This is a genomic window from Streptomyces sp. NPDC048671 (assembly GCF_055587045.1).
In genome coordinates, this window is record NZ_JBVJHB010000003.1 from 199,750 (window position 1) to 224,572 (window position 24,823).

Below are 24,823 nucleotides of genomic sequence, written 5' to 3' on the forward strand. Positions count from 1 at the left end.
GGCGCTCACCGTAGGGAGAATGCTCACCGTACGAGAATCAGACCGCAGCTGTAGGCCCGTGCGTGACCGACTCCCTGGGTGAGAGCGGTCACGAAGGTCCTGGGGTCGGTCACGGTGAGCATGCCCTTGATCTCCGCACGCGCGATGCGCAGACCCTTGTGCGGTGCGGGACTTGAGACGCTCGGCAGCATGCGAAGGGCGAGGCGCTCGGCGTCCGCGTCCGCGCCGAGACGGACCACACCCGTGGGAGCGACCGAGGGTTCGCCGGCCGGCTGCAGCCGGTCGGCGAACCACTTCTTGACGTGCTCGGGCCGGGTGTGGGGGACACGGGCACCGCGTGTCTTCTGCGGTGAGCCGGGCGCGGGCCGGAGATTGCGCATCGGGTTGACGACGGTCCGGAAGTCGACGCGGTCACCGCTACGGAATGTGCGGTCCACGGTGAGGATCTCGGGCCTTTCGGCCAGGGCCGCCTGGGGAACGCCGCTCCAGTCGGCGGGGACCGAGGACTGGACCACCAGGTTGAGGCACGCCTGCTTGAGGTCGACCGTCCAGGTGGACAGGATGCCCATCTGGGCGCGCGGGTCGGGGCTGCCGTCGTCCACCCAGCCCGGAAAGCCGCTCATCACGGTGCGGTGCATGTCCTGCGCGTCGATGAGCGATTTCGCCACGAACGGGTGCCGGGCGTCGAGGGTCAGCAGGGTCTGCGTGGCGACGAACCGGGCGGCGCTGCCGGGACCGGTCGGCGCGTGCGAGGCGGCGGCTGTCGAGTTCACAGGATGATGTCCCAACCGTGGGCGTTCGGGCTGATGGTGATCCGGTGGCGGGTCTCCCAGCGGAGGCTGTGGACGCCTCCGTCCGCGCCGAACCGCACCGGCTGGTCCGGCAGCGGGCCGACGCCGGGCAGCGGGCGCGGGCTCTCGATCCAGGCCCAGGGGCGCACAATTTCTGCCGGCGCGGGGGCCGCGCCTTTCCTCGGGGCGACGCCGTCGGGAAGCAGGGCATGCGATGCGAACGCCTCCCGGACCTGACCGGGCACGACGCCGAGGGCCAGATCCCCCGAAGGCGGACAGGCCTTGCGCCCGAGCCAGAGGAGGCGCTTGGGGTGTTCCAGGGCGTGCGCGATCCGCGCCAGAAGGGCCGCGTCCGGGTGTTCGAGCCCGACGAGAAAGGCCGCGTCGGAGAGGTACCAGCGCTCCGTGATCAGGGCGTGCCGGCGGACCTCCTTGGAGACGAGGGCCCCCGACACCGGATCGGCGGTGACGTACTTCGGTGAGCCGTACCAGGCTTCCAGTTCCGCACGGCCGAAGGAGCCGGGCTCCGAGCTGCCCGACGCGGCTTCTGCCACGGCCTTCGCGGCCCGTTGGTGGTCGGTGAGGAGGTCACGCGGACGCAGCGGGTAGGTCCCGCCGCCCACGGTGTGGTAGTCCCGGAGCGGGGTGCCGGGCCGGTCGGCCCTCACCCCGTAGAGCACTTCGGCGAGTTCCCCGAGCGGTTCATCGCGATCGAGGCCGAGAGCCGCGGCGCAGAGGCCGATCACGCCCGACTTCGTCGGCCGGCCGTGCGTGTCACGGCGGGCGAACCTGCCGTTGATCCCCCAGGACTGCAGGGGCCCGGCCAGCCGGATGAGCAGAACGTGGTTGTCGCTCACGGGGTGAGGTCCTCGGACCGGACCACCACGGACACCGAATCGGGCAGCCCCAGCTCCCCGAGCAGTACGTCGATCTCGGGGTCGTAGGTGAGCACCTTCGCGGCGCGCAGATCCTCGCGGCGAGCGCTGACGAAGGTGTGGTGGCGCAGCAGCCTCCGTACGGCGGCAGGTCCCGCCGGCCCCTCTCCGCCCGCCTGGGCAGGGCCTTCGTCCACCGCCCGCTGGAATGCGGACGCGTAGTTGTACGGGCGCTCGCCCTCGAAGGCCAGAACGAGCGCGGGCAGCGACCCGGTGGACGCGGTGGAGTTCTTCTTCGCCTCCGGGAACGCTTCCACGAAGGAGTTCACGAACTCCCTCTCGGCCTCGGACCCGGCCTGCTCGGCTTCGTCCTCCGCCATTCCGGCCGCCCGCAGATTGGTGCGCAGCTGAACGCGGTCGAGGACGGCGTGCCGGTAGAAGGTGCCGGAGATCAGGGACTGGTAGCCGGTCATGCCGGCGCCCGAGTCGTCGGCGGTGTCGAGGAAGCTGAGGGCGTTGCGCTTGCGGTCGAGCTTGGCGTCGTCCGCGGCGGCGTAGAAGTCCTCGATCTGCTCCGACTCGTGCACGGTGAAGGCGTGCCCGGTCTGCACGGCCCCGTCGACATTGGGGGAATCGGGGATCTCGGCGAGAAAACGGCCGTACAGAGCGATGTCCACGGCGTCGCGGGGAGCCAGGGCGAGCAGGACGGCGTCACGCGTGGCCCTGGGCAGCGACTGCGGAGTGACGGCCTCGTCGGCAACGGCGGCCCCGGCGGGGTTGTCCTCCGGTTCCGCTTCCGGTGCCGTCGTGGCCTTCTTCCTTGCCGCGCCGCGGGCCTTCTTCTGCGCTTCGGCGCGGGCCTTCGCTCGGGCCTGGGCCTCCAGGTACGTGTCGCGCCACCCCTCGATCTCCGCCGCCTGTCCGGCGATGTGGTCCGCGATCCTGGTACCGGCGTCGGAGGGCGCGAAGACGAGCACCTTCGTCAGGTTGGCCACGGTCTTCTTCTGCGGGTCGCCGAACTTGAGGCCGCAGCCCTCCAGCACCGCGCGGGTCGTGGCCAGGGCCCGTTCCCGGTCCCAGCCGTGAGCGGACTCCAGTTCCCTGGCTGCCAGCAGCGCCCACTCCCTGGTACGCACGCCCATGCTCCGTCCGCTGAGGGCCCCGCGACCGGCGTTGGCACGGTTGCGGGCGTGGACGCGCTCGGCACGCCTGCGGGCCTGGCTGGTGATCATGTGGCGCTCCACACCACCGAAGACGAGGGTCTTCGGCTGCCCGTTCTCGTCGCGCACCGGGAGGACGGCTGCCAGCGTCTCGATGAGATGGAGGGAGAGGAACTGGCTCCGGGTTGGCTCGGTCACGAGGTGGTGTCCTTCCGTGCGGTCGGTTCGTCGGGCGCTTTCCGGCCCTGCGCCGGAGGGGTGTGGAATTCGACCGACCAGCGGTAGGCGACACGTGCCCTGCGGTCGTTCCACTTGATGAGGTCCTCGGTCAGTCCGGTCCAGGACGGCGGGGGCTGTTCGCAGGACCGCAGCCGGATGACCGCGTGCTGGAGGTGCCGCCAGGGAACGCGCCGGCTCGCGACGACACGGTCCAGAAGTCGCTGGGCGCCGGGATTGTCCGGCCCGCGGCCCGTCCCGTCCCCGATCCGGCGCGCCGCCGCGCCGAGACTGCCGCGGCCGTACGAGGGCACGGGGTGCCCCTGGTGGTAGACCGCGAACAGGAACGCCACCTGCTCGAAGAGATCGCGTTGGTCGTCGCCTCCGTACCAGCCGGCCCGGATGTGGGCGTTGGTACGGATTCTCGCCCGGCGCAGTTGGGCCAGTGTCCCGTACTCGCGGTTGCGCACCAGGGTGGTGAGCCAGTCGGTGAGTGCCAGGCTGTCGTGCGGGAGCCTGGGCCGCTGCGGGTGTGTTCCGGCCGGGTCGCCGTGCTCAGTCATGGTCGATCTCCCCTCGGAGTTCGGCAGGGGCCCGGCCGCCGGCGACGGCGTCCTCGAAGAGCCGCACGGCCCGTGCTCGCGCCCGGTGGTTGCGGTCGGTGGGGGGCAGGGCGTCGAGGCGCTGGAGCAGCTGGGTCCTGGCGGTCGTCGTCAGCCCCGCCGCGTACTCGATCAGCGGCTCGGACACCGGGTCGTCGTCCTCGGGCCCACGGTCGATCACCTCGTCCAGGAGCTCGTGGAAGGGGTCCTCCGCCGAGGGCCAGAAGGCCCACCTGGCGTCGAGCCGCGCCACCTGACCGGCCTCGTCCGCGGCACGCATGGCCGGGAAGGCGGTCTCGGCGGCGACGGTGGCGGCCTTCTTCAGGGTCCACGCGAGATATTCGGCGATGTCGGAGCCCCTGCGGGAGGCACGGTAGAGGTGCGCGACCATGCCGGGGGCATAGGGGTAGGCGCCATGCGTCCAGATGACCGGGAGAGTCTTGTTCGCGAGCAGCCCCACGGCCCACAGCTGGTACGGGGCTCCCGGCCCTCTCCGCTCGCGCCGGAGGGTGCGCAGCCGGGCGTACAGTCCCGTCTCGTCGTCCCTGACCGCGCTGTAGAGGGCGTGCGCCTGCTGCCAGAGCGCCCGGCTGGGGGACGGCCACAGCGGCTTGCGCACACCGCTCGTCGTCACGCTGAACACGGCGTCCTGGAGATGGAGTCCGGGGTCGAGTGCCAGGAGTTCACCGGCGCCGATCAGGACCCGGTCGACGGTGATCTCCCCCTGCGGTCCACGCGCCGGTCGCAGCAGAACGGAACGCCCCAGCGCGCTGTGGAGGTCGGCGGGGCCTTGCGGCACGCGGGCCCGGACCGGGCCGTCGAACGTACGGCGCTCGGCCCCGCTCTCCGTGGTCCAGGACGTGTTGAGCGAACCCGTCGGGCCTTCGGGCGGGTAGAGGTTCAGGCGCAAGGTCTCGCCGAGCGTCCGCCCCAGAGCGACGACGCGAATCCTGCCCGTGAGCCTGCCCGCGGCGAGGTTAGTCACCTTGGGGCCGAGGTTCTTCCCGGACATCCGGGCCCGCCCGTACGGACCGTAGACGTGCTGGGTGAGCGTGGCGCGGAAGGCGTCCGCCGCCGGGAGAGGGTTGTTCAGTTCCAGATGGTGGTGGTCGAAGTGCTGGTTGTAGTCGCCGGCGTGCTCGATGACCAGTTGGGCGGTGCCGGTGCCGCTTGTGCGGAGGTCGTCCGCAAGGTCCCTGTTCTGGGCCAGGGGGTGTTCCGGGTGGAACAGGTCCCAGAAGTCGTCCGGTTGGCGGCCCAGCCAGTCGGCGACGGGTGAAAGGTCTCGTTCGCCGACAATCCAGTCGCGCCATTCGTCCTGCGAGGACGGACAGGTTCCGGAGGCGAAACAGATGGCGAGCAGGTATTCGATGACGGCGACGCCCTCGCCCGGTGACGTCCAGTCGACGGCGGCCAGTTCATCGGCCTGCTCGAAGAGCGCGCGCAGGGAGTGGCAGGCCACGTAGCCGTCGAGGGTGACCGTGGGGATGCAGGGGCTGCGACGGGGATCCCAGCTGTGGCGTAGGGGTTCAGGGACGGACGTCGAAGGTGACGGGCGAGCTTCAGGCATTCCTCTTCGCCATTGTTCCTTTGCGCGTGAGCAGCGGACTCGGAGGGGGTCTCCTCCGGGCGGAACATCCCCGCGTGCGCGGGGAGGAACTCGGACCAGGCTCTTGAGGCCATCGAAGGGCCATCCCCGCATGCGCGGGACGGTGGTGCGTTGTGTACTGCCCCGACCCCTTGGTGTGCTGAGAGACCGTGTTGAGACTCCGGCGCCTGGTGTATGGCAACCCATACACTCAGGGATGCCGGATGTATCGGCGGTCTCGGCATGCCCTACCGGTGATCCGGTCAGGCATTGAGTGGTTCCCGTCCCGTTCCAGCGGAACGGGAACCACTCATGGCCGAGACAGGCCGTTCTTGGCGCGTGCGCTGCGCCAAGAACGGCCACCTAGAGGTGGTCGATCACCTTGCCGACCACCGCGGCCGTCACGATGAGGAACAGATCACCTCCATGGCGTTGTAACCATTCGAGTGCAGGCCTACCCATACGCGCCCTCCGTGTCGTGACCTCCGGCCCCGCTCCTGCGGAGCCGGGGGATGTCGCCGCGATCGGCCGCGTTCTGCTGCACAGAGAATTTGTACCCCATCTCGCCTTCCTCACGGGGCAGTTCCGGCAACATATCCTCGACTTTTCCTCGGATCCAAGCTCTCCGAGGCAATCGAGTTGTCTCAATCCACCGCACCGCTTGAAAACCCCGCCCTCACCGCCCCCGCCGTCGTACAAGGATGCCGAGGGTGGCGCGCGCGTCCTTGCGGCGCTCCGGGGTGGACGCCAGGACGGAGACGAGGGCCACCACGAACAGGACGCCCGTGTACAGAAGTCCGGCGCAGCCGCTCACGGCTGCGGTGTAATAGAGAAGTCGGGGGATCTCGGACACGGGCCATCCTTCTGTCGGAGCCGGATTCGGCTGCTGCGGTATGGCTTCAGAGTCGAGGAGACCAGTGGTGTGCGGCGAGCAACGACCTGCACGGTGACGCGATTTGTGCAGGTCAACCGGTGTGAAACCGCACGACGTCGGCCGGGTTTTCAGAAGCCGGGCAGGAAGCGGTGGAAGATGCCCGATGCGCAGCGCGGCGCGCACGACCGGCTCGGCGTCGAGCTGGCGAAGCTGTGGGACGCCGCAGGGCTGACCAACCGGGCGGTGGAGCGGGCACTCGGGATCAGCTCCTCCACCTTCAGGGGTTGGCGTGAGGGCCTGACAGCCCCGGATCCGGCTGACGAGGAGAAGTTCTGGACCTTCGTGCACTTCTTGCGGGCGGCTGCCGACGGGCCGGTGCCGGGGGACGCCGAACTGGCCGTCCTCCTGTGCGCCGCTCAGGCGGAAGGGAAGAAGGGGCAGGGGAAGCAGAGCCCGAGGGCACGACGCAATGACCCTGATCGGCATTTCATCCGGGTACACGGGGCGGCTCTCGAAACGTCGGCGGCCGAGTTGCGTGGTCGGACGAGTGAGCGCTCGGACATGAACTCGTTCTTGGAGGACCGAAGTCCACGGGCGCTCAGGTATCTGTGCTGGCAGGCCGACGCCCCCGTCGGCAAGACCGCGCTGCTCGCCGACTACGTCCGGCACCGGCCACCGCCCGACGTCGACATCCTCACCTACTTCGTGTCCTCGGCCCATGGCGACGACAGCCGAGCCGGCTTCGAAGAGGAAATGGCGGGGCAGATCGGGGAGTTACTGGACCACACGATGGAACCCGGCCCGAGCACGGTCCGCGAGTGGAAGCGCCGCTTCTCGCTGGCCGCCAAGAAGAGCATCGCGCGCAACCGGACGCTTCTGCTCGTGGTCGACGGGCTCGACGACGACGTGGCCTGGACCGGCGTCGCCGCCGCCGCGGATCGCAGGCCGGCGCACGGAAGCATTGCCGCACTCCTCCCGGCCCCGCCTCCTCCCGCGATGAGGGTCATCGTCTCCGTCCGGCAGCGCGTGCGCTTCCCTGACGATCTTCCGCCGCACCACCCCCTGCGCCGGAAGGCCCGCACGCACACCCTCCTGCCGGTCGCAGGAGTCCCCCTGCTTCGGACGCCACCGCCGGACGCCGCTGCTCTGAGCGGTCCGGTGGCCGGACTGCTCGCCGTGTCGGGCGGCGGACTGCGTACGGCGGACCTGGCGGAGTTGACCGGGCTGCCCGCCGACCGGATCGACCGGCTCGTCCACGGGCCCGCCGGGCGCACCCTCGTCCTCGACAACCCGGTGCTCCGGACGTACAGCCTGGCCGAGCCGGGCCTGATCCTGGCCGTCCGTGAGGACTTGGGAGAGGACGGTGTCGCGCGGCACGACCGCGCGCTACGGGCGTGGACCCAGCGGTGGAGTGCGGCGGGGTGGCCGCACGACACGCCCCCGTACCCCCTGGCACTCCGGCTTCGCACGTTGACGGACACGGCCGAACGCGCTGCCTACGTCCTCGATATGCCCCGGCTCCGTCGCCTCGCACACACAGCCGGTCCGGCCGTCGCGCTGGCCCAACTGGACACGCTGGACGAGGAGATCCCCCAGGAGCGGCCCGTCACGGCCGATGCGCTGGCAACACTCGTACCCCTCGCCGCCGCACGGGACCTCCTGCGCGGGGAGGCGCGGGAGGTGTCCGACGGGGCTCCCGCTCTTCTGGTCCGGCTGGGTGAGGCAGAGCGCGCACGTGGTCTCGCGCGCTCCGCGCCGACGCCCGCCGCGTGCGCCGTCCACCTGGCGGAGGTGGCGGTGGAGACGGCGTACGCAGGACGGGAGGACGTCGACGCCGTCGTACTGGAGGCGGTGGCACTGCTGGCGCGCGACCGCGCCGGCCAGGGCTCTCCGGGCGGGTATGTGGCCCCGGAGGCGTACGCACGGCTCCTGGGTGCTGCCCGCGCACTCGCCGGGCTCAACCGGCCGGGCGCCGCCCGGTCACTGGTCCGGGCCGTGGTTCACCATCCCGCTGTCGGCGTCGACTCGCTCATCGAGGCGGCGGGGATGCTGGACGTGGTTCGGGATGCCGATGTCGCGGAGGTACTGCATGACCGTGCGGAGATGTTGAGCGCCGGTGGCACGCTCGCCCGGACGGCCTCGGTCGAGCTCTGGGCAGTCCTGGCACGGGCCGTCCCCTCGTTCGGCCCGTGCGCCGGTGATCGCATCGAGGCCGTCTGCCAGGAGATCGGCCCGGCGGACGGGCTGGGTGCGGTCGACGTGCTGGCCGGTGCCGCGTCGGCCCTCGCCCGCCTCCCCGCCAAGCGGCCCAACGCGGCCGCCGCTCGGCTGCGGGAGGCGCTGGCCCGGACGGCCAGGGTCGTCGCGACGCCGGAGGACGCGGACGGCCGGCCCCCGTCCGAGGACGACCAGGCGCACCTGCGACGCGAGCTGGCCGGGACGCTGGCTCGTCTCGCACGGGCTGTGGTCGACACCGGGGCGACCGGCAGCGACCTCGACGACTTCGGCAGGCTCCTCGATTCCCTGCCGGAGTACCTGCGCATCGGCGTGCTCGGGGACTCCGTACGGGAACGCGCGCGGTGGTTCGTCGAATCGGCCAGGGAGCGTATCGGGCGGGAGGAGCGGGAGGCGTCGGCCACCGCCAAGGAGATGGTGAACGCACGGCGCAGGAGCGCGGAAGCGGGGAACGCCGCGTACAACGAGGAGCTGAAGTCGAAGCACGGTGCCGGCGGAAAGCAGGCACGGGCGGCCGTGGAAGCAAGCCTTCGGCCGAGAAGGCATCGCAGGTCCACTGGTCTGCCCGCGCCGGACACCGCCCCGCAAGCCGCTCCCCCACATCTGCTTCTGCTCCAGGAAGCGGACGACCGGTTGAGTGCGGGTGATCATCTGCATGGCCGGGAACTGCTGGAGTCCGCTCTCCAGTGTTCCCCCGTCTCCCGGGCATCGTCGAACACCTCCCGGGATCCCGGCTCGGAGCACTGGACCGCGGATCTGTGCCAAGCCCTCGGCTCGATGGGCGAGTTCGACGAAGGGGCGGCGCTCGCGGCGTGCCAGGCCGGTCCGGAGGACCGTGCACGACATCTGGCGGCCCTCTCCAAGGGCTGCTCTCTCGGCGGTCACGACGCCGCCGGTTCCCGGTACGCCGACGAGGCACGCGTTCTGGTGCCGGAGGGCGGCGATCCCGGCCTCGCCAACCTCGTCGCCCAGGCCCTGGCCCATGCCGGGGACGCAAGCGCGGCCTCCGCCATGGCATCGGGGGCCACCGCTGCCCAGAGGAGGCAGGCACGCACGGCCGTCGCCGCCGGGCTCGTCCGGCACCGTCCCGAAGAGGCGGCCCGTATCGCCGAGCCACTCGTCGAAGCCCTCGCTCGCCGCATCGGGGAACCCGGCCGGCCGGCCCCGCTTCCCGTGCTCCCCGAGCCGGCGGCTCTGCTCCTCGCCTTTCCGGACGTGCGGCAACCGGACCCGCGGCTGCGGGACGCGCTGCGCCAAGTCGCACTGCGGATGGCCGGCGCACCCGTGCCGGACAGTGCGCCGGCGATGGCCGTGCTCGCCCTGCTGGAGCGACTCGGCTGCCTCCCGGACGAGGCAGCAAACGCCGTCACGGCCGTGACCGACAGGTGGCGGCGCTCGCTCCGGCCAGGGCAGGACTCATGTGCGGAAGTCGCCCTGCTGGCCGCCGTGGAGGGTGACATCACTACCGCGTGGCACCTTGCCGAGGCGCTGCGGACACCGGACGAGCGCTCGCTCGCACTCGCTGCCGTCGCTGCCCACCTCAGCGGCGCCCCGGTCGCCTTGAGCACCCGTCATCGGGCCGACGACCGAGTCGTCCGAATCTGCCTGGCACTCGCCCGCAGGTGTGCCGACAGCAGCCCTCGTACGGAAACACCCGCGCGGGAGGCCGTACGAAAGCTACTGGAATCGGGTGCGTGGGCTCGCGCTGTCCCCGTGCTCCCCCGGCTCGCCCCCGGAGCGCTGACCCACCTGAGCACGATCGCGCGCGACCTCGCCCGCCCGTAGGGCCGCCACCGGACAGCGGTGCGCTGACGCGGGCCCCGGAGGCACCGCTTGACGAACGGTGGGCGCACCCCGTAGGTGTCGGGGAAGGCACGGCACCGGAGCCCGCCCCCGCCGGGCCCACCCCCGAGGAGTCGCGCACGTGAGAGTCGGAGCGGCACGCGCCGCCGCAGTCCGCTGGGTGGCCGCACACGGCCGGCGCACCCCCGGTTACCGCGGGGCGTACTACAGCGGGTCGACCGTGGGCAGGCCGGACGACGCCGAGTTGGCGCCCTCGTCCGACGTCGACGTCATGGTCGTCACGGAGGAGGGCGACCCGCCCGCCAAGCCCGGCAAACTCCGTTACGAGGGCGCCCTGCTGGAGATCACCTACGTGCCCTGGGCCGAGCTCGGCGATCCGGAGAACGTGCTCTCCTCGTACCACCTGGCGGGCAGCTTCCGTACGGACACGGTCATCGACGATCCCACCGGCCGGCTGCGCGCCCTGTACGCGGAGGTCTCGCCCCGCTTCGCCGAGCGGAGCCGAGTACGCCGGCGGTGCTTGGACGCCCGGCACCGCGTCGAGAGCCGCCTCGCCGCGTTCGACGCCCGCGCCCCCTTCCACGAGCAGGTGCCGGCCTGGATGTTCCCCACCGGGGTCACCACGCATGTCCTGCTGGTCGCCGCCCTGCGCAACCCCACCGTCCGGCTGCGCTATCCGGCCGTGCGCGACGTCCTGACCGCGTACGGGCGGCCGGAGCTCTACCCGGAGCTGCTGGGACTGCTCGGCTGCGCGGACGTCTCCGAGCGGCGGGTGCGGCACCATGTGGCCGAGCTGACCCGGACGTTCGACGCCACGGTCCCGGTCGCGCGCACACCGTTCTTCTTCAGCGGCGACCTCAGCGCACAGGCGCGTCCGATCGCCGTCGACGGCAGTCTGGAGCTCCTGGACCGGGGCGACCACCGCGAGGCGGTCTTCTGGATCATCGCGACGTTCGCCCGCTGCCACACGGTGCTGGCCGCGGACGCACCCGCGCTGCACGCCGCCCGGCTGCCCGCGTTCGAGGCGGCCGCCGCCGAGCTCACCGGGATCACCGGCACCGCGGACATCCTGGCCCGCCGGGAGGAGGTCACCCGGTTCCTGCCCCGGCTGTGGGCGGCCGCCGAGGACATCATGGCGGCCAATGCGGACATCACCGAGAAGTCCGGCGGCCCCCTGCCGGAGCGGCGCCCGCTCTGCTAACTTGCCCGCATGACTCCTCCTCGTGTGTAGGACCCCGCACTGACCGCACCCGTCACCCCGGGTGCGGCACTCCGGTGTTCCCGCACACTCGCGGCGCCGTGTTCCCCGCGTCGCCCTCACGAGGAATGTCATCGTGCTCACCTCTTCTTCCGCGCCCTCGCGCGCGCCTTCGTACGCCACTGTCCTGCGCACCCCCCATGCCGTACGCACCTTCGGCGCCGCGCTGCTCGGGCGGCTCTCGTACGGGGTGGTCCCGCTCGCCCTGCTGCTGGCGATCAAGGACGCCACCGGTTCGTACTCCGTCGCCGGCGGCGCCATGGCCCTGTTCGGGGCCGCCAGTGTCTTCCTCTCCCCCGCCCGTGCCGCGCTGATCGACCGGTACGGGCCGCGTCGCGTCCTGCCGCCGATGGCGGGGCTGTACGCGGCGGTGCTCGGCGTACTCGCCCTGGCCACCTGGCGGCCGGGCGCCCCGCCCCTCGCCCTGGGGGCGCTCGCCGTGGCGGCGGGTGTCTGCACTCCGCCGCTGGGTCCGGTCATGCGGACGCTGTGGAGCGCACTCGTCCCGGACCGGGAGCTGTTGCAGCGCGCGTACAGCCTGGACGGTGTCGCCGAGGAACTGCTCTATGTCTCGGGCCCGTTGCTGGTGGGCCTGATCGTGCGGGCGGGCCGGCCCGCGGCCGGTGTGCTGGCCGGTGCCCTGCTGGTGTTCGTGGGGGCGCTGGCGCTGGTGTCGTCACCGGCGGTGCCCCGTGAGCACGCGCGCCCCGAACCGCCCCCCACCGGCTCCACCGACGCTCCCGCCGCTCCCCGGCTTCGGCTGTTCGGCATCCCCGCGCTGCGTCACACGGTGCTGGTGACGGCCGCCGTGGGGCTCTGCCTCGGGGCGCTCGAACTGCTGGTGGTGGCGTTCACCGAGCAGCGCGGCCAGGCGGCGGCGGTGTCCTGGGTGCTGGCCGCCCTCTCGGCCGGGAGCGCCGTCGGCGGTCTGGCGTACGGGGCGGTCCGGTGGAAGCTGTCGAGCCGGGTGCGGCTGGTGGTCGCGGCCGCGGGGATGGGGGCGGCGCTGATGGCGGCCGGTCTCTCGCCGCGCCTGTACGTGCTGGTCGCCGTCGTCGCGGTCGCCGGGCTGTTCGTCGCCCCGGTCCTCACGACCGCGTATCTGATCGCGGACGAGTCCGTGGACGCCGCCCGGCGCACCCAGGCGGGCGCCTGGGTCAACACCGCGTTCAACGCCGGGGCCTCGGGCGGCACCGCGGCGGTCGGGCTGCTCGTCGGGCGGCTGCCGCTCGCCCTGTGCTTCGCCCTGGCGGCGGCGCCCGCGCTGCTGTGCGCGGCGGCGCTGGTGCGCCCCCGCTCCGGGCGCGCGGGAGCGGGGGCCGGGGGCCGGGTCAGCGGAGCTTGATCGCGCCGCCGTCGGCCATCAGGGTCTGACCGGTGATGTAACGGGCGTCGTCGCTCGCCAGGAACGCGACGACGGGGGCGACGTCCGTGCGCGGGTCACCGAAGCGGCCGAGCGGGACCTTGGCGGCGGAGAGGGCGTACTGCTCGGGGTTGGCCTCGGCCCAGGCGGCGACGCCCGCGGTCCTCGCCATCGGCGCGACGACGTTGACCCGGATCTGGTCGGCGGCCCACTCGTTGGCGACGACCCGGCTCAGTCCCCGGATCGCCTCCTTGCCCGCGGCGTACGACGCCTGGTTGGGCTGGCCGTCGATGCCCGCGCCCGAGGCGAAGTTGATCACCGCGCCCTGGTTCCTGCGGAGCTCGGGGTACGCGGCGAGCATGAAGTTGCGGGTGGCGAAGAGTCCGGTGTCCAGGGCGAGTTTCCAGTCGTCCTCGGTCTGCTCGGTGAAGGGCCGCACCCGTGAGGCGCTGGCGTTGTTCACCAGGATGTCCAGGGCGCCGAAGCGCTCGACGGCCGTGGCCACCGCCCGGTCGGCGACCGCGCGGTCGGAGACGTCACCCCGGATGAACGCCACCGCGTCGCCGAGATCTGCCACGAGGCCGTCGCCGGCCTCCTGCTGGAGGTCGACGACCACGACCCGCGCGCCCCGCTCGACGAAGACCCGGGTGACGGCCTCGCCGATGCCCGAGGCTCCTCCGGTGACGACGGCGACCTTGTTCTCCAGTGTCATTGCGCTGTTCCTCCGACTCGCTGTGCCCGGCGCCGTGCCCCCGCCCCGGCGCCCTGTCTATGCACCATACATCTTATATGTATGGTGCATATCAACTGGTGAGCCAGGACTCCCAGACGGCGGTCAGCTCCGCGTCCACGGCCGGTGCCACCGTGTCCAGCAGCCGCACCTGCGCCCCCGGCCCGGCCAGGTCCATCCGGTAGGGGTGCGGCGGTCCCGGCGGCGCCGCGCCGAACGCGGCGACCGAGCCGATGACGCGGTTCGGGCCCAGGATGCCGGGGAGCTCGCGCAGATCCGGGTCGGTGAGGTCGAGGTCCTCGACCAGGAGGTCCCGGCCCTCGTACGTCACCCGGGTCGTGGCCCGGACCCGCCCGCCGCGCTCCCCGGAGCGGCCGAGGACCAGGGTGTCACGCCACAGCATCCGGGCCCCGGACGCGAGCCGGGCGTCCATGACGCGTTCGACGTCCGCCCCGGTGGACACCACGAACGGCAGTCCGTGCCAGGTGAGTTCGCCGCCCTCGGCGATATCGACGCGGGCCCGCCAGCGGGCCGAGCCGCCCCGGTGGTCGTAGGCGACGAGTCCGGCCGGCTCGACCAGTTCGAGGTGTGCGCCCGGACCGACCGAGATCTTCAGGTTCAGCTCGTCACCGGCGAGCAGTCCGGCCCGGATGCCGACCAGGGCGACCCGGGTGCGGCCGGGGCACGGCAGCAGCGGGCGGGGGGCGAGAAAGGCGCCGGGGCGCAGTTCGCGGACGAGATGGCGGCCCGATCCGTCGCACTCCGCGGCGACGACGGTCGGATCGGTCACGGGTGGGTGTGGCTGTGCGGCGCCATCGGGCCGGGGTCGGTGGGGACGTGGGTGCCCGAGCGGTGGCGCCGCAGCAGCGACCGTACCCAGTCCGCGAGTTCGGCGATGGCGGCCGGGTCGTCCTTGGAGAGGGCGAGGACGGGCAGCCCGCCGCGGGCCTCCTCGGCGTCGGCGACCATGGCGGGCACGTCGACCTCCACGTAGGGGGCCAGATCGGTCTTGTTGACGATCAGGAGGTCGGCGCCGGTGATGCCGGGGCCGCCCTTGCGTGCGACGTCGCCGCCGCCCGCCACGTCGATGCAGAAGAGCTGCGCGTCGGCGAGGGCCGGGCTGAAGGTGGCGGTGAGGTTGTCGCCGCCGCTCTCGATGAGCACCAGGTCCAGCGGGCCGTACGTCTCCTCCAGGTCCTCGACGGCGTCGAGGTTGGCGCTGACGTCGTCGCGGATCGCGGTGTGCGGGCAGGCACCGGTCTCGACCGCGCGGATGCGTTCGGTGGGCAGCACGCCCGCCGAGCGCAGGAAGCGGGCGTCCTCGTCGGTGTAGATGTCGTTGGTGACCACCGCCATGGAGAGCTCGCCGGCCAGCTCACGGCACAGGGTGGCCAGGATCGAGCTCTTTCCGGTGCCGACCGGTCCCGCGACGCCCAGGCGCAGGGCCCGGGGCTGGTTCAGCGGCTCGTGGAAGTGGGGGTTGGGCTGCGGCTCGGGGGTGGTGTCGTTGTCAGGCAAGGAAGAGTCTCCGTTCGCGTCGTGCGTGTTCGAGCGCCCACTGTTCGGTGAGCGCCGCGGTACGGGCGGGCAGTCCGTCCGGGGTCCGTACGGCGAGGGCGGCGGCCACCGCCGCCGCCGCGTCGGGTTCGGCGGCGAGGATCCAGGCGACCGAGTCGAGCGGGTCGCCGGGCAGGAGTTTCAACGCGGCGGACGCGACGGTTTGCAGCTCGTCGTAGACGACGCCGTGCGCCAACTCCTCCTCGGAGACGTTCAGTACGGCTCCGAGTGCGCCGAGCGCGACCGGCCGCAGGGGCCGGGGACGCATGCCGGCCAGCGCGGTGACCGCCGGGTGGTCCGGGGCGAGGCGCCGGGCCAGCCGGTGCACGCCCCGGCCGAGCGCCGCCGACGTCTCGCGCTGGGGTGCGGCCGGGGTCCGCGCCGCGAGGGCCTGCTGCACGGGCCCGTAGTCCACCGGGTCGCGCCCCGCGGCCCGCAGCGCGAGGACGGCCGCGGCCGCCTCGGTGAGGGCGGTGGTGTGCAGCCGGGCCCTCAGCAGTGCGGGGATCCGGTCGCGGGTGAGGCCCGCGACGACGGCCGGCTCCAGCCCGGCGCTGTAGGTGTACGCGCCGACCGGGAGCCGTCCGTCGCCGAGCAGGAGGGGTGCCAGTGCGCCCATCAGAACATGGAGTACCGCTGGGCCAGCGGCAGTCGGGTGGCGGGTGACGGTTCGACGAGCTCCCCGTCGATGTGGATGACGAAGGTCTCCGGGTCCACCTCGATCTCCGGGAGCGCGGTGTTGTTCGGCAGGTCCGCCTTGGTGAGGTGGCGGGTAGGGCGTACGGCGACGAGTTCGCGTTCGAGCCCGAGGCGTTCGGCGAGGCCGTCGGCCAGGGCGGCCGGGGCGACGAAGCTGACCGAGAGGTGCGGGGCGGCCCCGGCGGCGGCGGTGGGGCGCAGCAGGACGGGCTGGGTGGTGGGGATCGCCGCGTTGGCGTCACCGAGGGGGGCGTACACCACCATGCCGCCCTTGATCACGGCGGCGGGCCGGATGCCGAAGAACGCGGGGTCCCAGAGCACCAGGTCGGCGAGCTTGCCGGGTTCGACGGAGCCGACGACATGGTCGATGCCGTGGGCGACGGCCGGGCAGATCGTGTACTTGGCGACGTAGCGGCGGGCCCGTTCGTTGTCGGCGGGCAGCTCGCTGCCGCGGTCGCCGAAGCGCTGCTTCATCACGTGGGCGACCTGCCAGGTGCGGCAGATGACCTCACCGATGCGGCCCATGGCCTGGGCGTCGGACGAGGTGATGGAGAAGGCCCCTATGTCGTGCAGGATGTCCTCGGCCGCGATGGTACTGGCCCGGATGCGGGATTCCGCGAAGGCGAGGTCCTCGGGGACGCGCGGGTTGAGGTGGTGGCAGACCATCAGCATGTCGAGGTGTTCGTCGACGGTGTTGACGGTGTGCGGGAGCGTCGGGTTGGTGGACGCCGGGAGGATGTTGGGCTGCGAGGCGACCGTGATGATGTCGGGCGCGTGGCCGCCGCCGGCGCCCTCGGCGTGGAAGACGTGGATGCCGCGGCCTGCGATGGCTTCGAGCGTCCCCTCGACGTAGCCGGCCTCGTTGAGGCTGTCGCCGTGCAGGGCGACCTGGAGGCCGTAGGCGTCGGCGGCCTTCAGTGCCGCGTCGATGGCGGCGGGGGTGGCGCCCCAGTCCTCGTGGACCTTGTAGCCGCCCGCGCCGCCGAGCGCGGCCTCGCGCAGGGCCTCCTCGCCGACGGTGGAGCCCTTGCCGAACAGCATGATGTTGAGCGGGACGCGGTCCAGGGAGCGGTGCATCATCGCGAGGTTCCAGGAGCCGGGGGTGACCGTGGTGGCCTTGGATCCCTCGGTGGCTCCGGTGCCGCCGCCGATGACGGTCGTGGTGCCGGTGGCGAGGGCCTCGTGGAGGGTCTCCGGCATCAGGAAGTGGACGTGGCTGTCGACGGCTCCGGCGGTCAGGATGCGCCCCTCGCCGGAGACGACGTCGGTGCCGGGGCCGATCACCAGCTCGGGGTGGATGCCGTCACCGATGTCGGGGTTGCCGGAGCGGCCGAGGGCGACGATCCGGCCGGCCCGGACGCCGATGTCGGTCTTGACGATGCCCCAGTGGTCCAGGACCACGACGTTGGTGATGACGAGGTCGAGGGCGCCGTCGGCGCGTGATGTGGTGGCCTGGCCCATCGACTCGCGGATGGACTTGCCGCCGCCGAAGACCGCCTCGTCGCCGCCGAAGCAGCGGTCCTCCTCCACCTCGATCCAGAGGTCGGTGTCGGCGAGCCGGATGCGGTCGCCGGTGGTGGGGCCGTAGAACGCCGCATAGGCGGCGCGGGTCAGTTGTGCCATGTCACACGCCCTCCTGTTCCGCGGCGTCCGGTGCGGTGCCCGCCGCTGTGCCTCGCGCGCCCCGGGACCAGGGCGCGGTGCGGACGACGATGCCGGGCACCGTTCCGCGTCCGCCGAGCTCGACGAGGGTGACCTCCGAGCCGACGCCGGGCTCGAAGCGCAGCGAGGCGCCGGACGGGATATCGAGCCGGAATCCTTCGGCCTGCGACCGGTCGAAGGAAAGCGCGGAATTAACGTTGAAGAAATGGAAATGCGATCCGACCTGAATGGGTCGGTCCCCGTCGTTCACCACGGTGAGCCGCGTTTTGCGGCGGTCGGAATTTATGTGCACCACGCCGGCCCCGGTGCGGACCTCGCCGGGGATCACGGGATCGGCGAGGTGATCGTGACGAGCTTGCGCCCGTCGGGGAAGGTCGCTTCGACCTGGACGTCGTGCAGCATCTCCGGAACACCTTCGAGCACGTCAGAGCGGGTGAGTACGGACCGCCCCCTGGCCATGAGGTCGGCGACCCCGGCACCTTCCCGGGCTCGTTCCATCGCCCAGCAGGCGAGCAGAGCAACGGCCTCGGGGTAGTTGAGGAGCACGCCCCGCTCCCGCCGGTCGCGGGCGACCATTCCGGCAACACTCAGCAGCAATTTCTCCGTGTCGGACGGAGTGAGAAACATGGGAAACCTCCATGGCCGCAGTTCACGGAATTCCCGGAATCGCCTTGGCCACCTTCCTCTTATAAGCCTCCGGGAGGCGCCGTGGCAACTCACGCCACACCGCAAAAAGTCCCTTTCTTGCATCATGACCCACTATATACGGGCAAGGCGGACAAATTTTGGTCATCGCGGGACCATGCGAGAGGCGGCCGCCCACCCCGGTCCAGGGGTGGACGGCCGCCTCAAGAGGGGCACTCAGCAGGTCACTTCAGACCGAAGGCCCGGATGATCTCCTGGTCCACGGTGAAACCGCTGCCGGCCTCGGCGTGCGCCTTGAGCGAAACCGCGGTGGCACCCTTCTTCGGGGTCTTGAACCGGGCGGTCCAGGAACCGGCCGAGTCCTTCTTCAGCCGCACCGCGCTCCAGGTCTCCCCGTCGTCGTAGCTGACCGACAGCGAGGCCTTCGTCGCCTTCACGGCACCGTCCAGCCACTCCTGTGTGGTGGACGAGAGACCGATCTCGGTCGTCTTCCCGGCCTTCACGTCACCGGCCAGGTCGGTGGCGACGTCGTAGTCCAGCTGGAGCAGCGGGATGTCGGCCTGCTCCGGTCCGGCCGGGTCGAGCGCGCCCGAGAGGAAGTTCCACTCGGTGTGCGTGCGGATGGAGGTCTTCCAGATCCCCTCGTCGCGCTGGGCGTCGAGCGCCAGACGGTACGGAAGCCTCTCCGGCGAGAGGTCGAAGGCGTAGCCGGCACGGCCCGCCGACTTGCTGAGCTGCGTGTCGCCCTGGAAGAAGGCGATGGTGCCGTTGTCGTACTCGTTCTCCATGGAGCCGGAGTGGCCGGCACCCGAGTCCGTCCACGGCGTGATGTTGAACTGGATGTCGTTGTACGAGGAGCGGAAGGGGCCCCAGTAGCCGGTGCCCAGACGCGGGTGGCTGACCGGTGCGAACCACGTGTCCCGATAGCTGCGGCCGCCCTGGTAGTCCATGGTGCCGCCGCGCTCCTCCAGCGCGTTGTCCGTGCCCTCGTCGTTGAAGACCGAGTGGTCCTCGTACCAGAACGAGTCGCCGGGCAGCGGGGTGACCCACTCCGTGCGGGTGCCGGGGAACTTCTCGTACTCCTGGAAGCCGATGCCGGGTCCGTAGTCCGGGATGTCGTAGCGGAAGCCGCCGCCGACGGCGTCGCGGGTGCCGTAGAAGGTGTTCTCCACCTTCGCCAGCCGGCGGGCGGCCGGGGCGAAGGCCAGCGAGCGGTCCGGGATCGTGCCGTCGTGGCGGTCGACCAGGTCGTACATGTAGCGCGCGAACCTGCGCTGTTCGACGGTCACCTTCTTGCCGCGCCGGGCGGCCTTGACGAGTCCCTCGCCGGCCAGGCGCCGCACGGCGGCGACCGGGATGGCCGCCGTGGTGCCGTAGTCGGTGTACGTCTCCATCAGCACGCCGTCGCCCTGGTTGACGACGAAGAGCGCCTTGGCCCCGGCGGCGACCGCGGCCGCGAGCCGGTCGGCCGGGGGCACCGCGGCGCTGCCGCGGATCACGACGGCCTTGCCCCTGGCGTCGATGCCCCGGTAGTCGGCGGCGGCGCCGTCACCGGCGAAGACGCTGCCGAGCTTCTTGTCGCTGTCCTCCGCGACGGGCGATCCGCCCTGCACGGCCACCGGCACGTCACGGCCGTCGGCCGTCAGGTCGATCAGCTTCTCGCCCTGCCGCCAGCGGGTCAGGAAGGAGAAGCTGCCCTTGGTGACCTTCTTGGTCGGGCTCGCCCACAGCTGGTCGTACGTCATCGGGATCTGGTACGCGTCGCGCTGGACGGTGCCGTCCGGTGCGGTGCGCGCCATGTCGTAGCGCAGCTGGCGGTTCTCGGTCTCCTTCGGCGTCTTCACGGCGATCTTGTGGGCCTTCGAGGCGTCGAGGGAGACCGTCCTCGACTTGTCGAGAATGATCTCGGGGGCCGCCAGGAAGGCGAGGGCCTGCGAGTCGGCGGTGTCGCCCTTGATGTCGGCGGCGGTCCAGGCGGTGTAGTCGCCCGGCGGCAGCCGGAGCGTGGTCTCGCCCGCCACCCCGACGACGCCGATGTTCTCGTCTCCGAGGGCGGCGAGGACGACCTGCCCGTCCATCGGCTTGCCCGCGCGGTCGCCCAGCTCGATCCTCAGGTCGTAGAGCTCCTGCTCCTTGTTGAGCGCGAAGCCGGTGTGCGCGACGGTGGCGCCCGTGGCGTCCTTCGCGATCACCTGTCCGGAGAAGGTGGTGTTGTTCGCGACCTTGGACGGGTCGAGCGAGAGCACGGCCTCGGCGGTCGAACCGGCGGGCACGGTCAGCTGCTTCACCGACAGCGTGTAGGCATCGATGTCCGTGTCGGTCGCCAGGTCCAGCGTCACGTCCTTGTCACCGGTGTTGCGGTAGGTGATGGTCCGCTCGGTGACCGGTTCGGAGTCGGAGTGCGGCCAGTTGTAGGTCGCGACCGCGACGGAGCCGGTGGCCTCGACCGTGGTGTCGATCGCCGCCTTCACATCGAGCCGGCCGGTGCCCTGCTCGTACGGCGTGTAGTCCGCCAGCTCCTTCGACGAGGTCATCAGCGCGTCCTTGATGCGCTGACCGGACCAGTCGGGGTGACGCTGCTTCACGATGGCGGCGGCGCCCGCGACATGCGGCGTCGCCATCGACGTACCGGACATCGACTGGTACATGCCCTCGATGCCGGGGACCGACTGCGAGGCGGCGGCGTTGATGTCGACGCCCGGCGCGGAGAGGTCGGGCTTCAGACCGTAGCTGCGGGTCAGCGGGCCCATGGAGGAGAAGTCCGCGCGGTTGTCCTGCTTGTCGACGGCGGCGACGGTGAGCGCCTTGTCCGCCGAGCCGGGCGAGCCGATGGTGCCCGCGCCGTAGGCGTTGCCCGCCGCGATCACGAAGAGCGGACCGCCGTCGGCCGAGAGGCTGTCGACCGCCTGCGACATCGGGTCCGAGCCGTCGTCCGGGATGCTGGAGCCCAGGCTCATGGAGACGACGTCGGCGCCCTGCGCCTTGGCCCACTCCATCGCCTCGATGATGCCGGAGTCCGCGCCGTTGCCCTCGTTGTCCAGCACCTTGCCGACGATCAGGTCCGCGGCGGGCGCGACGCCCTTGTTGACGCCGTCCGACGCGGCGCCGGAGCCCGCGATCGTGGAGGCGACGTGCGTACCGTGGCCGTGCTTGTCGTCGGCCTCCTCGCCGGGCACGAAGCTCTTCGACTCCAGGACACGGTCCTTGACGTCCGGGTGGGTGGCGTCGATGCCGGTGTCCAGGACGGCGACCTTGGAGCCCTTGCCGTCGTAGCCGGCGGCCCAGGCCTGCGGGGCGTTGACCTGCGGGACGGAGTCCTTCAGCGCGGCCTCGACCCGGCCGTCGAGCCAGAGCTTCGTGATGCCGTTGTCGAGCGAACGGGCCTTGGGCGTGGCGGCGATGTCGTCCCAGAAGGCGCGGGTGGTGGCCTTCGCCGCCTTCAGCGCCGCGCCGTGGATGCTCTCCAGCCGGCGGACCGTCTTGCTGCCCCGGGGTGCGGAGGGCAGCGAACGGGCCTTGCTCGCCGGGTAGGTGGCGATCAGCGGGATGCCGCCGGACGTCTTGTCGTCGTACCCCATCTTCGCGAGCGCGGTGACGTTGAAGAGCCGGCGGTCCAGCTTGCCGGCGGCGATCAGGCCCGCCGCCTCGTCGGGCAGGACGTAGATGTCGTCACCCGCCTGCTGGACGTGCACTCCGCCGGCCGAGCCGTCGGGGCGGTCCACGGTGACGGTGTCCTGCTTTCCGGCCCCGTCGGCGTAGTGGACGACGTCACCGGTGAGCAGGGTGATGTCGTACCGCTCGACGGGGGCGGCCGGGTGGCCGGCGGACGGGAGGTGACCGGTGGCCGCGGAGGCGGAGCCCGTGGCGGGGAGCAGTGCGCCGCTCACCAGGGCGACGGAGGTCGCTATGAGGAGGGCCCTGCGCCCCGCACGAGCGGGTCTCGCCCGGCCGGAGACAGTGGAGGGGGTGAATGTCATGCAGCTGATCTACCGGTAAATCGGCGGCCGCGGTGGAGTTCATCCCTGGCGTGAACGCGCCGTGGCGGCAACCCGCCGGTCGGCGCGGGCGCCGGCGAGGGGCCTGTTCAGGCCACGGAGGCCATGTGCCCGGTGGGCGGCACGGAGCCGCTGTGATGGATCGGGGTGTGCGCGCCGGTCAGTGGAACACCGCTGCCGCCGCGCCGGTCCGCGACGATCTCGGCGGCTATCGACAGGGCCGTCTCCTCGGGCGTACGGGCGCCCAGGTCGAGGCCGATCGGCGAGCGCAGCCGGGCCAGTTCGAGCTCGGAGACCCCGGCCTCGCGCAGCCGGTCGTTGCGCTGGAGATGGGTGCGGCGCGAGCCCATCGCGCCGACGTACGCGACCGGCAGCCTCAACGCGGTCTCCAGCAGCGGGACATCGAACTTGGCGTCATGGGTGAGCACGCACAGGACGGTGCGGGCGTCCACACAGGTCCCGGCCAGATAGCGGTGCGGCCAGTCGACGACGAGTTCGTCCGCGTCCGGGAACCTGGCCTTCGTCGCGAAGACCGGTCGGGCGTCGCACACCGTGACGTGGTAGCCGAGGAACTTCCCGGCCCGCACCAGCGCGGCGGCGAAGTCGATGGCCCCGAACACGATCATCCGGGGCGGCGGGACGCTGGACTCGACGAGCAGGGTGAGGGGTTCCCCGCAGAGCGAGCCCTCGGCGCCGATGGTGAGGGCGCCGGTGCGGCCCGCGTCCAGCATCGCGCGGGCCTCGGCGGCGGCGGTGCGGTCGAGCTCCGGGTGTCCCCCGAGCCCGCCCTCGTGAGCGCCGTCCGGCCGGACCAGCAGGGGCCGGCCGAGGAGTCCGGCGGGCCCGTCGGTGATCCGGACGACCGCCACCGCCTCCCCACGGGCGGCGGTGGCGAGCGCGGCGGCGTACACCGGGCGGGCGGCGTCGTCCGCCCGGACCGGTGCCACCAGGATGTCGATGACGCCGCCGCAGGTCAGACCGACCGCGAAGGCGTCCTCGTCGCTGTAGCCGAACCGCTCCCGTACGGTGATGCCGTCATCGAGGGCCTGTTGGCACAGTTCGTACACCGCGCCCTCCACACACCCGCCGGAGACCGATCCGATCACCGTGCCGTCGCGGTCGACGGCCAGTGCGGCGCCCGGCTGCCGGGGAGCGCTGCCCCCGACGGCCACCACCGTGGCCACCGCGAACTCACGTCCCTGCCCGGCCCACCGGTCGAGCTCCTCGGCGATGTCCAGCATCTCGGTCTCCTTGACGGATGTGTGGAGGGGCGGGCGTCAGCTGACGCCCAGCCAGCTTTCGAGCGGGTGGAGCGCGAAGTAGACGATGAAGATCACCGTCAGCCCCCACATGAAGGCCCCGATCTCGCGGGCCCGGCCCTGGGCGACCTTGATCGCGACCCAGGAGATGACACCTGCCGCCACACCGGTGGTGATGGTGTACGTGAACGGCATCAGGACCACGGTGAGGAAGACCGGGATGGCGACAGCACGGTCGCTCCAGTCCACGTGGCGGGCGTTCTGCATCATCATGGCGCCGATGACGACCAGGGCGGCGGACGCCACCTCGGCCGGCACGATCGCCGTGAGCGGGGTGAAGAAGAGACAGGCCGCGAAGAAGAGGCCGGTGACGACGGAGGCGAGTCCGGTACGGGCTCCCTCCCCGACTCCGGTCGCCGACTCCACGAAGACCGTCTGCCCGGAGCCACCGGCGATGCCGCCGATCGCACCGCCGGCGCCGTCGATGAACAGCGCCTTGGACAGGCCCGGCATCCGCCCCTTGTCGTCGGCGAGCTTGGCCTCCGTACCGACACCGATGATGGTGGCCATCGCGTCGAAGAAGCCGGCCAGCACGAGGGTGAAGACGATGAAGCCGACGGTCATCGCGCCGACGTCGCCCCAGCCGCCGAACTGGACGTCCCCGAAGAGCGAGAAGTCCGGCGAGGAGACCGCGGAACCGTTGAGCTCGGGCGGGCCGCTGCTCCAGATCTTCGGGTCGACGTCGGCGAGCTTGTTGATCACGATGGCGACCACGGTGCCGACGACGATGCCGATCAGGATCGCGCCGGGGATGTTGCGGGCCTGGAGCATGAAGATGAGCAGCAGCGTCACGGCGAAGACGAGGACGGGCCAGCCGGCGAGTTCACCGGCCGGGCCGAGGGTCACCGGGGTTCCGGCGCCCTTGCCCACGAATCCGGCCTTGTAGAGGCCGATGAGCGCGATGAACAGTCCGATGCCCATGGTGATGCCGTGCTTCAGCGCGAGCGGGATCGCGTTCATGATCAGCTCACGCAGACCGGTGACCACCAGGAGGCAGATCACCAGGCCGTACATCACGCACATGCCCATGGCCTGCGGCCAGGTCATTTCGGGGGCGACCTGTGAGGACAGGACACCGGAGACGCTGAGCCCCGCGGCGAGCGCGAGGGGAACCTTGCCGACGAACCCCATCAGCAGGGTCGCCGCCGCCGCCGCGAGCGCGGTGGCGGTGATCAGGCCCGGCTGGCTCAGGAGGTTGCCGTCCACGTCCTTGCCGCCGAGGACGAGTGGATTGAGCAGCAGGATGTACGCCATGGCCATGAAGGTCGTGACACCGCCGCGCACTTCGCGTGCGACGGTCGATCCGCGCTCGGATATGTGAAAGTACCGGTCGAGCCACGATCTGCCGGCGGGGACGCGCGAGCCGGGGCCCGCTTCCTCCGCGGTGGTCGTGGGCTCCACTGACTGCTGGGTCATGATGCCTGACTCCCAAGGTTCACAGGGGCACCCGC

Annotated in this window: 19 protein-coding genes; 3 read left to right on the plus strand and 16 right to left on the minus strand. The window is 71.7% G+C overall.

All coding sequences use genetic code 11. The annotated features are described in order from the left end of the window. Positions 1 to 23: 23 nt before the first annotated feature. The 6 genes from ACZ6S6_RS07840 to ACZ6S6_RS07865 all read right to left on the minus strand — a co-directional run bounded on the left by ACZ6S6_RS07840 (position 24) and on the right by ACZ6S6_RS07865 (position 6,085). A complete protein-coding gene (locus ACZ6S6_RS07840; RefSeq protein ID WP_469704357.1) occupies positions 24 to 773 on the minus strand; it encodes a type I-E CRISPR-associated protein Cas6/Cse3/CasE in 750 nt (249 codons plus the stop codon). After that, complete coding sequence (gene cas5e / locus ACZ6S6_RS07845; RefSeq protein ID WP_469704358.1) at positions 770 to 1,648, minus strand: type I-E CRISPR-associated protein Cas5/CasD; 879 nt, start codon at positions 1,646 to 1,648, stop codon at positions 770 to 772. The genes ACZ6S6_RS07840 and cas5e overlap by 4 nt, the downstream gene beginning before the upstream one ends. After that, on the minus strand, positions 1,645 to 3,024 hold the full coding sequence (locus ACZ6S6_RS07850) for a type I-E CRISPR-associated protein Cas7/Cse4/CasC (protein ID WP_469704359.1): 1,380 nt from the start codon (positions 3,022 to 3,024) through the stop codon (positions 1,645 to 1,647). The genes cas5e and ACZ6S6_RS07850 overlap by 4 nt, the downstream gene beginning before the upstream one ends. Next, positions 3,021 to 3,605: a type I-E CRISPR-associated protein Cse2/CasB gene (gene casB, locus ACZ6S6_RS07855; protein ID WP_362954626.1), complete on the minus strand. Its 585-nt coding sequence runs from the start codon at positions 3,603 to 3,605 to the stop codon at positions 3,021 to 3,023. Before casB ends, ACZ6S6_RS07850 begins: the two co-directional genes overlap by 4 nt. Further along, positions 3,598 to 5,214 carry a type I-E CRISPR-associated protein Cse1/CasA gene (locus tag ACZ6S6_RS07860; RefSeq protein WP_469704360.1) on the minus strand — a complete coding sequence of 539 codons (1,617 nt, stop codon included), beginning with the start codon at positions 5,212 to 5,214 and terminating at the stop codon, positions 3,598 to 3,600. Before ACZ6S6_RS07860 ends, casB begins: the two co-directional genes overlap by 8 nt. Before the next feature lie 694 nt (positions 5,215 to 5,908). Then, complete coding sequence (locus ACZ6S6_RS07865) at positions 5,909 to 6,085, minus strand: hypothetical protein (protein WP_469704361.1); 177 nt, start codon at positions 6,083 to 6,085, stop codon at positions 5,909 to 5,911. Between the two features lie 177 nt (positions 6,086 to 6,262). Between ACZ6S6_RS07865 and ACZ6S6_RS07870 the strand changes: the two genes are divergently transcribed. The 3 genes from ACZ6S6_RS07870 to ACZ6S6_RS07880 all read left to right on the plus strand — a co-directional run bounded on the left by ACZ6S6_RS07870 (position 6,263) and on the right by ACZ6S6_RS07880 (position 12,747). Beyond that, positions 6,263 to 10,126: a hypothetical protein gene (locus ACZ6S6_RS07870; protein ID WP_469704362.1), complete on the plus strand. Its 3,864-nt coding sequence runs from the start codon at positions 6,263 to 6,265 to the stop codon at positions 10,124 to 10,126. A gap of 139 nt (positions 10,127 to 10,265) precedes the next feature. Beyond that, positions 10,266 to 11,345: a hypothetical protein gene (locus ACZ6S6_RS07875; RefSeq protein WP_362954632.1), complete on the plus strand. Its 1,080-nt coding sequence runs from the start codon at positions 10,266 to 10,268 to the stop codon at positions 11,343 to 11,345. Positions 11,346 to 11,478: 133 nt separating this feature from the next. After that, positions 11,479 to 12,747 carry an MFS transporter gene (locus ACZ6S6_RS07880; RefSeq protein WP_469704363.1) on the plus strand — a complete coding sequence of 423 codons (1,269 nt, stop codon included), beginning with the start codon at positions 11,479 to 11,481 and terminating at the stop codon, positions 12,745 to 12,747. Here ACZ6S6_RS07880 and ACZ6S6_RS07885 read toward each other — a convergent pair. The 10 genes from ACZ6S6_RS07885 to ACZ6S6_RS07930 form a co-directional block, all read right to left on the minus strand. Next, entirely contained in the window at positions 12,734 to 13,477 is a 744-nt protein-coding gene (locus ACZ6S6_RS07885) for an SDR family NAD(P)-dependent oxidoreductase (protein ID WP_362954636.1), read from the minus strand. The two genes, ACZ6S6_RS07880 and ACZ6S6_RS07885, sit on opposite strands and share 14 nt — an antisense overlap. 91 nt (positions 13,478 to 13,568) lie before the next feature. Next, the gene (locus tag ACZ6S6_RS07890) at positions 13,569 to 14,285 is read right to left on the minus strand and encodes an urease accessory protein UreD (protein ID WP_469704364.1); all 717 of its coding nucleotides are present in this window, start codon (positions 14,283 to 14,285) and stop codon (positions 13,569 to 13,571) included. After that, positions 14,282 to 14,956 carry an urease accessory protein UreG gene (gene ureG / locus ACZ6S6_RS07895; RefSeq protein WP_469704507.1) on the minus strand — a complete coding sequence of 225 codons (675 nt, stop codon included), beginning with the start codon at positions 14,954 to 14,956 and terminating at the stop codon, positions 14,282 to 14,284. Before ureG ends, ACZ6S6_RS07890 begins: the two co-directional genes overlap by 4 nt. Before the next feature lie 49 nt (positions 14,957 to 15,005). Then, positions 15,006 to 15,671 (minus strand): urease accessory protein UreF, encoded by a 666-nt coding sequence (locus ACZ6S6_RS07900; protein WP_362954639.1) that lies wholly within the window; start codon positions 15,669 to 15,671, stop codon positions 15,006 to 15,008. Then, the gene (locus ACZ6S6_RS07905) at positions 15,671 to 17,374 is read right to left on the minus strand and encodes an urease subunit alpha (RefSeq protein ID WP_362954641.1); all 1,704 of its coding nucleotides are present in this window, start codon (positions 17,372 to 17,374) and stop codon (positions 15,671 to 15,673) included. The genes ACZ6S6_RS07900 and ACZ6S6_RS07905 overlap by 1 nt, the downstream gene beginning before the upstream one ends. A 1-nt stretch (position 17,375) precedes the next feature. Continuing rightward, complete coding sequence (locus ACZ6S6_RS07910; RefSeq protein ID WP_362954643.1) at positions 17,376 to 17,741, minus strand: urease subunit beta; 366 nt, start codon at positions 17,739 to 17,741, stop codon at positions 17,376 to 17,378. After that, on the minus strand, positions 17,738 to 18,040 hold the full coding sequence (locus ACZ6S6_RS07915; protein WP_362954645.1) for an urease subunit gamma: 303 nt from the start codon (positions 18,038 to 18,040) through the stop codon (positions 17,738 to 17,740). The genes ACZ6S6_RS07910 and ACZ6S6_RS07915 overlap by 4 nt, the downstream gene beginning before the upstream one ends. A gap of 242 nt (positions 18,041 to 18,282) precedes the next feature. After that, complete coding sequence (locus tag ACZ6S6_RS07920; protein ID WP_469704365.1) at positions 18,283 to 22,035, minus strand: S8 family serine peptidase; 3,753 nt, start codon at positions 22,033 to 22,035, stop codon at positions 18,283 to 18,285. 107 nt (positions 22,036 to 22,142) lie between these two features. Further along, entirely contained in the window at positions 22,143 to 23,294 is a 1,152-nt protein-coding gene (locus ACZ6S6_RS07925; RefSeq protein WP_469704366.1) for an XdhC family protein, read from the minus strand. A gap of 36 nt (positions 23,295 to 23,330) precedes the next feature. Further along, positions 23,331 to 24,788 (minus strand): NCS2 family permease, encoded by a 1,458-nt coding sequence (locus tag ACZ6S6_RS07930; protein ID WP_469704367.1) that lies wholly within the window; start codon positions 24,786 to 24,788, stop codon positions 23,331 to 23,333. Positions 24,789 to 24,823: the final 35 nt, after the last annotated feature.